Source organism: Lunatimonas salinarum, from assembly GCF_017811155.1.
GTDB classification, from domain to species: Bacteria; Bacteroidota; Bacteroidia; order Cytophagales; family Cyclobacteriaceae; genus Lunatimonas; species Lunatimonas salinarum.
Map to the genome: position 1 here is coordinate 1 of NZ_JACVCV010000161.1, position 216 is coordinate 216.

1 pseudogene is annotated in these 216 nt (G+C 47.7%); it reads right to left on the reverse strand.

Features of this window, described 5'->3' with window-relative positions:
• Positions 1-216, reverse strand: a pseudogene (locus IAQ59_RS22910) (hypothetical protein); the annotation flags it as partial.

A 216-nucleotide genomic window follows, 5' to 3' on the forward strand; every position in this document is an offset into this window, starting at 1 on the left:
CGACGAAGAAAACCTTTCCCGTATCCACTTTCCCGCCCAGGAAGCTGCTTTCAACAGGGTTCAGCTCGTCCTTGTAGTAATGCAGAAGTTGAAGATAAATCGATTCAAACACCTTACTGTCCCGGTTGATGTTGGCATCACTGAGCGTGCTGACAGCTGGGAGTTTTTCAATGCCCAAATAGGTGAGGCGGTCTTCGAGAAAAAGCAGGTTTTTAC